The organism is Streptomyces sp. NPDC048514, assembly GCF_043199955.1.
GTDB lineage: Bacteria > Actinomycetota > Actinomycetes > Streptomycetales > Streptomycetaceae > Streptomyces.
In genome coordinates this window covers 1-6,803 of record NZ_JBICWT010000024.1, presented here as the reverse complement: position 1 = coordinate 6,803, position 6,803 = coordinate 1, and the positions used below count along the sequence as shown (strand labels likewise).

Below are 6,803 nucleotides of genomic sequence, written 5' to 3'. Positions count from 1 at the left end.
AACGCAGCCCTGATCACCCGCTGCTGCGAAGGCCCGTTCGGCGCACTCAGACCATTGCTCGCCCCGTCCTGATTCACCGCCGAACCCCGCACCACAGCCAACACCCGATGACCCAGACGACGCGCATCCGACAACCGCTCCAGCAGCAACATCCCCGCACCTTCGGCCCAGCTCGTTCCGTCGGCCGCCGCGGAGAAGGCCTTGGAACGGCTGTCTCGGGCCAGGCCTCGCTGCCGGCTGAACTCGATGAAGAGGCTGGGGGTGGACATCACGGTGACGCCACCGGCCAGCGCCATATCGCACTCGCCGCGCCGCAGGGACTCGGCGGCCAGGTGCAGCGCCACGAGCGACGAGGAGCAGGCCGTGTCGACGGTGACGGCCGGACCCTCCAGACCCATGGTGTAGGCGATACGTCCGGAGACGACGCTCGCCGCCTTGCCGGTCAGCAGGTATCCCTCCAGGTCTTCGGGGAGCTGGCGCAGGTGTGAGGCGTAGTCCTGTCCGTTGGTGCCGATGAAGACGCCGGTCGGCGTTCCGCGGCGGCTGGAGGGGTCGATGCCCGCGCGTTCCACGACCTCCCAGGAGGCCTCCAGGAGCAGTCGCTGCTGGGGGTCCATGGCCAGCGCCTCACGCGGGGAGATCCCGAAGAACGCCGGGTCGAAGTCGTAGGCGTCGTAGAGGAATCCGCCCTCCTTGGCGTAGGTCTTGCCGCGCTGATCGGGGTTGGGGTCGTAGAGTTCCTCGACGTTCCAGTTCCGGTCGGCGGGGAACGTGGAGATCACGTCACTGCCGTCGGCCACCAGCCGCCACAGGTCCTCGGGGCTGCGCACTCCGCCGGGCAGACGGCAGCTCATGGCGACGATGGCGATCGGGTCGTCGTCGACCGCCGTGACCCCGGCAGCCGTCGGCGCGGGTGTCGCGGCGGAGTCCGTTCCGCCGAGTGCCGCGGTGCGGATGTACGCGGCGAGCACAGCGGGGGTCGGGTAGTCGAAGAGCAGACTGGCCGGCAGCCGCAGGCCCGTCGCGCCGTTGAGCCGGTTGCGGAGTTCCACGGCGGTCAGCGAGTCGAAGCCGGCCTCGCGGAACGCCCGCGCCGGTGCGATCGCGTCCGGTGCCCCGTGCCCGAGTACGGCCGCTGCGTGTGAACGCACCAGGTCGAGCAGGAACCGGTCCTGCTCCGCTGCCGGCAGTCCCGCGAGCTGCTGGGCCAGCGAGGACGCGCCGGAGGCGGAGGCGCCCTGCGCGGCGCGCCGGGCGGGAGTGCGGACGAGGGTACGGAACAGGTGCGGTACGGGCCGGGTTTCGGCCTGGGCGCGCACCGCTGCCAGGTCGAGACGAGCCGGCACCAGTGCGGCGTCGTCCAGGGTGAGGGCGGTGTCGAACAAGGCCATGCCTTCGGCACTCGGCATGGCGGCGATGCCCGAGCGCGCCATCCGCTGCACATCGGTGTCTTCGAGGTGGCCGCTCATCGCGCTGCGTTCGCCCCACAGGCCCCAGGCCAGCGACTGGCCGGCCAGTCCCGCGGACCTGCGGTGGTGGGCCAGGGCGTCCAGGAACGCGTTGGCCGCTGCGTAGTTGGCCTGGCCGCCGCCCCCGATGGTGGCGACGACGGAGGAGTACAGCACGAAGGCGGTCAGGCCGAGGTCCTCGGTCAGCTCGTGCAGGTTGACCGCCGCGTCCACCTTGGGCCGCAGGACCGCGTCGACCCGCTCCGGGGTCAGGGCCGCGACCACGCCGTCGTCCAGGACGCCCGCGGTGTGGATCACGGCGGTCAGCGGATGCTCGGCAGGTATGTCCGCCAGCAGGCGGGCGAGCGCTTCGCGGTCGGCGACGTCGCAGGCCGCGATCGTCACCGAGGCGCCGGCGGCGGTCAGTTCGGCGCGCAGTTCCTCGGCGCCCTCGGCGCCGAGCCCGCGGCGGCCCACCAGCAGCAGGTGCCGTACGCCGTGTTCGGTCACCGCGTGGCGGGCGGCCAGGGCTCCGAGCGTCCCGGTGCCACCGGTGATCAGTACGGTTCCTTCGGGGCCGGTCCTCGGGGTCGTGGTGGTGGCGTCGGCCGGTACGCGGGTGAGGCGGGGGGCGAGGACGGAACCGGCGCGCACGGCGGTCTGCGGCTCGCCGGTGGCCAGGGCGGCGGGGAGCGCGCGGGGCGCCTCCGGGTCCGCGTCGAGGTCCACCAGGACGAACCGGTCCGGCTCCTCGGTCTGCGCCGAGCGGACCAGTCCCCAGAGGGCGGCGTGTGCCAGGTCGGGCACACCCTCGTCGGTACCGGCCGCCACCGCTCCGCGCGTCACGAAGACCAGTCGCGAGGAGGCGAACCGCTCCTCGGAGAGCCAGCGCTGAAGCAGCGCCAGGGCACGGTGGGTGACGCTTCGCACGGCGTCCGGGGTCCTCGTGCCGGCGCCGTGACCGCTCGCTTCGGGCGCAGTGCAGGCCACCAGCACCACATCGGGTGCGCCGGCGGGCTCCGTGCCCGTGTCCGCGTCGAAGGCCGGCAGGTTGAGGGTGGTGCGCAGTCCCAGGCCGTCGTCGCCGAGCACGGCCCACCCGCGCGGCGAGGCAGTGCCGCCGCCGCGCACGGGGCTCCACGTCACCCGGAGCAGCGACTCGTGGAACGCGGACCGGCCGCCCCGGATCTCATCCGGGCGTGTCGTGCGCAGCGCCACCTCGTCGACGGTGGCCACGGGCGCGCCGGTGGGGTCGGCGAGCGCGACGGACACCCCGTCGGGGCCGGTCGGGATGAGCCTGACCCGCAGAGCGGACGCTCCGGTCGCGTACAGCGAGATGCCCTTCCAGGCGAACGCCAGCCGCGCCTCGTCGTCCACCCCGCCGTCCGCCCCGCCGTCCACGCCGGCAGCGCCGACGGCGGCCTCCAGCAGGGCGGGGTGGAGGCCGAACAGCGCGGCGTCACTCTCCGTGTCCTCGTTGAGCATGACGTCCGCGTAGACCGCGTCGCCGGCTCGCCACAGCGCCGTGACCCCGTCGCCCGCACCGGCTCCCTCCACGGGAACCGCTCCGGGTGGTGGCCATGCCTCCAGGTCGAACGACTCTCCCGTGCCGCCGGCGACCGTGAGCACGCCCTTGGCGTGCCGCTGCCAGGGCTCCTCCGCGCCGGCGTGGTCCGGCCGCGCGTACACCTCCAGCGTGCGGCGGTCGTCCTCGGCCGCACCGAGGCGGACCTGGATCACAGCCGCGCCCCGCGCGGGCAGCGCCAGCGGCGCCTCTATGACGAGTTCCTCGACACGCCCGTACCCGATGTGGTCTCCGGCGCGGACGGCGAGTTCGACGAACGCGGCGCCCGGCAGCACCGGAGCCCCCAGCATGGTGTGGTGGGCGAGCCACGGATGCGTGTGCAGCCCGATCCGACCGGTGAACAGGTGGTCGTCGGCCCCAGCCAGGGCGACGGCGGCACCGAGCAGCGGGTGATCCGTGGCGAGCAGGCCGGCCGCCGTCACGTCACCGGTGACGGCGGGGCGGGACAGCCAGTACAGCTCACGCTGGAAGGCGTAGGTCGGCAGCTCCACCCGGCGCGGTGCGCCGTGCCCGGCGAAGACGGCCTCCCAGTCGGGTTCCATTCCCCGGACGTGGGCCTCGGCGAGCGAGGTGAGGAAGCGTCGCGTTCCTCCCTCCTCACGACGCAGGCTCCCCACGACGGTGGCGTCCGCGCCCGCGTCCTCGGCCGTCTCCTGGAGGGCGAGCGAGAGGACCGGATGGGGGCTGCACTCGATGAAGCCGGTGCAGCCCGCGGCCAGCAACTCCCTTGCGGCCCGCTCGAACTCGACGGTGTCGCGTATGTTCCGGTACCAGTACTCCGTGTTCAGCTCGCGCGTGTCCAGCCGGCCGCCGGTCACCGTGGAGTAGAAGGGGATGCGGGACGGCAGCGGTGTCACCGCCCGCAGTCCGTCGAGCATGCGGTCGCGGAGCACGCCCACCTGGGCGGAGTGGCCGGCCGTGTCGACGCCGCGGACCCGGCGCGCCCGTACGCCGTCGGCCTCCAGCTCGGCCAGCAGTTCGTCGAGCGCCGCGGGTTCGCCGGAGACGGTCACCGTCCGCGGGCCGTTGACGGCGGCGATCGACAGTCGGCCGGACCAGCGCTCGATCCGTGCGCGGGCCTCGTCTGCGGACAGGGAGACGGCCATCATGCCGCCCTTGCCGCTGAGTTCCGACCACAGTCGGCTCCGCAGCGCGACGATGCGGGCCGCGTCCTCGAGCGTCAGGCCACCGGCGACGTATGCCCCGGCGATCTCCCCCTGCGAGTGGCCGATCACGGCCGCGGGCTCGATCCCGTACGACTGCCAGACGGCCGCCAGCGACACCATCACCGAGAACAGGGCGGGCTGGATCACGTCGATCCGGTCGAGCGAGGGCGCGTCCGGCTCGCCGCGCAGCACGTCCAGGAGCGACCAGTCGAGGAACGGCCGCAACGCGTCCGCGCACGCTTCCAGTCGGGCCGCGAAGACCGGCGAGTCCTGCCACAGCTCGCGGGCCATGCCGACCCACTGCGAGCCCTGGCCCGGGAAGACGAAGGCGATCTTGCGCCGGTCGCCCCCGGTGGCCTGCACCAGGTTGGGAGCCGTCGTGCCGTCGGCAAGCGCGGTGAGGCCCTGGAGAAACCCGTCGCGGTCGTCGGCGACGATCGCGGCCCGGTGGGCGAAGGCGGTACGCGTCGTGGCCAGGGAGTAGCCGATGTCGGCGAGTCCAGCGCCGGGTCGGGCGTCGAGGTGCTCCCGCAGCCGCCCCGCCTGCGCGCGCAGCGCCTCCTCCGTACGGCCGGAGAGGGGCCACGGGAGGGGTGCGCCGAGGGCGTCGGGTGCCGGAGCGTGTGCCGGCACCGGACCGTCGGCCTCGGGGGCCGGAGCGTGTGCCGGCACCGGACCGTCGGCTCCGGGGGCCGGAGCATGTGCCGGCACCGGACCGTCGGCTCCGGTGGCCTGCTCTGCTCGTGCGTGACCTTGCCGCGCGTGCTCGTCCGGGGCCTGCTCGATGATGGCGTGCGCGTTGGTGCCGCTGATGCCGAACGAGGAGACGCCGGCGCGCCTCGCCCGCCCCGTGACGGGCCACGGCATCGCGTCGGTCAGCAGTCGGACCGCGCCGGACGCCCAGTCCACGTGCGGGGACGGCTCATCGGCGTGCAGGGTCTGTGGGAGCAGCCCGTGCCGGATGGCCATCACCATTTTGATGACGCCGGAGACACCGGCCGCCGCCTGTGGATGCGCGAAGTTGGACTTCAGCGAGCCGAGCCACAGCGGAGCCCCGTCCGTCCGGTCCTGCCCGTACGTGGCGAGCAGCGCTCCGGCCTCGATGGGGTCGCCGAGCGCGGTGCCCGTGCCGTGCGCCTCGACCGCGTCCACCTCCCGGGCGGACAGTCCCGCGTCGGCGAGTGCCGCCCGGATCACGCGCTGCTGGGAGGGTCCGTGCGGGGCCGTGAGACCGTTGCTCGCACCGTCCTGGTTGACGGCCGTGCCGCGGATCACGGCCAGGACCTGGTGGCCGTTGCGTCGCGCGTCGGACAGCCGCTCCAGCAGGATCATGCCGGCGCCCTCGCCCCAGCCGGTGCCGTCGGCCTGCGCGGAGAACGCCTTGCAGCGGCCGTCGGCGGAGAGCGCCTTCTGCCGGCTCAGCTCGACGAAGATGCCGGGGCTCGACATCACGGTGACACCGCCGGCCAGAGCCAGCGAGCACTCTCCGCGGCGCAGCGACTGCACCGCCAGGTGAATGGCCGTCAGGGAGGCCGAGCACGCGGTGTCCACGGACACGGCGGGGCCCTCGAGCCCCAGAGTGTAGGAGATACGGCCGGAGATGACGCTGGTGGTGCTGCCGGTCAGCAGGTAGCCCTCGTGGCCCTCCGACGGTTCCTCCATGCGGGGTCCGTAGTCCTGGGGCATGGCGCCGACGAACACCCCGGACCGGCTGCCCCTCAGCGACGAGGGCTGGATGCCCGCACGTTCCAGCACCTCCCACGACGTCTCGAGGAGCAGCCGCTGCTGGGGGTCCATGGCCTGCGCTTCGCGGGGGCTGATGCCGAAGAAGGCGGGGTCGAACCGGCCCGCGTCGTGCAGGAAGCCGCCCTCCTTGACGTAGCTCTTGCCCTGCTTGGACGGGTCGGGGTCGTAGAGGTCCTCGAGGTCCCAGCCGCGTTCGGTCGGGAATCCGGCGACGACGTCCCGGCCGTTGGCCACCACGTCCCAGAGGTCCTCGGGCGTCCGCACGTCACCGGGGAGCCGGCAGCTCATGGCGACGATGGCGATGGGGTCGTCCTCGTCTGCGGCACCGGTGGTGTCCGGGGCCGCGGGGAGGGTCGTACGGTCCACGTGGGCGTCCATGACGGACGACCGGATGTGGTCGGCCAGGGCTGCCGGGGTGGGGCAGTCGAAGAGAATCGTGCCGGGCAGCCGCAGTCCGGTGGCGGCGTTCAGCTGGTCGCGCAGTTCCACGGCGGTGAGCGAGTCGAAGCCCAGCTCCTTGAACGCCCGGTCAAGCTTGACGGCGTCCGGGGTGATGTGGCCGAGGACCGCCGCGGCGTGCCTGCGGACGAGTGCCTGTGCGGCTTCCCGCCGCTCGGCCTCGTCGGCGAGGCCGGCCAGACTATCCCGCCGGCTGGACGGTTCTTCGGCGGCCACGGCTTCGGGTCCGGGGACGGCTACTTCGTCGAACCAGTAGCGCTGACGCTGGAACGCGTACGTCGGCAGATCCACCCGACGAGCCCCACGACCGGCGAAGAACGCACCCCAATCCACCTCCACACCCAACGTGTGCATCCGGCCCAACGCCTCGACCAGCGACTCCTCCTCCGACCGCCCCTT

1 protein-coding gene is annotated in these 6,803 nt (G+C 73.3%); it reads right to left on the bottom strand.

Annotation, left to right across the window (positions count from 1 at the left end):
* Positions 1–6,695, bottom strand: a 6,695-nt coding sequence (locus ACGFT2_RS34020; RefSeq protein WP_393286216.1) for an SDR family NAD(P)-dependent oxidoreductase, incomplete at its 3' end; no start/stop codon positions are given.
* Positions 6,696–6,803: the final 108 nt, after the last annotated feature.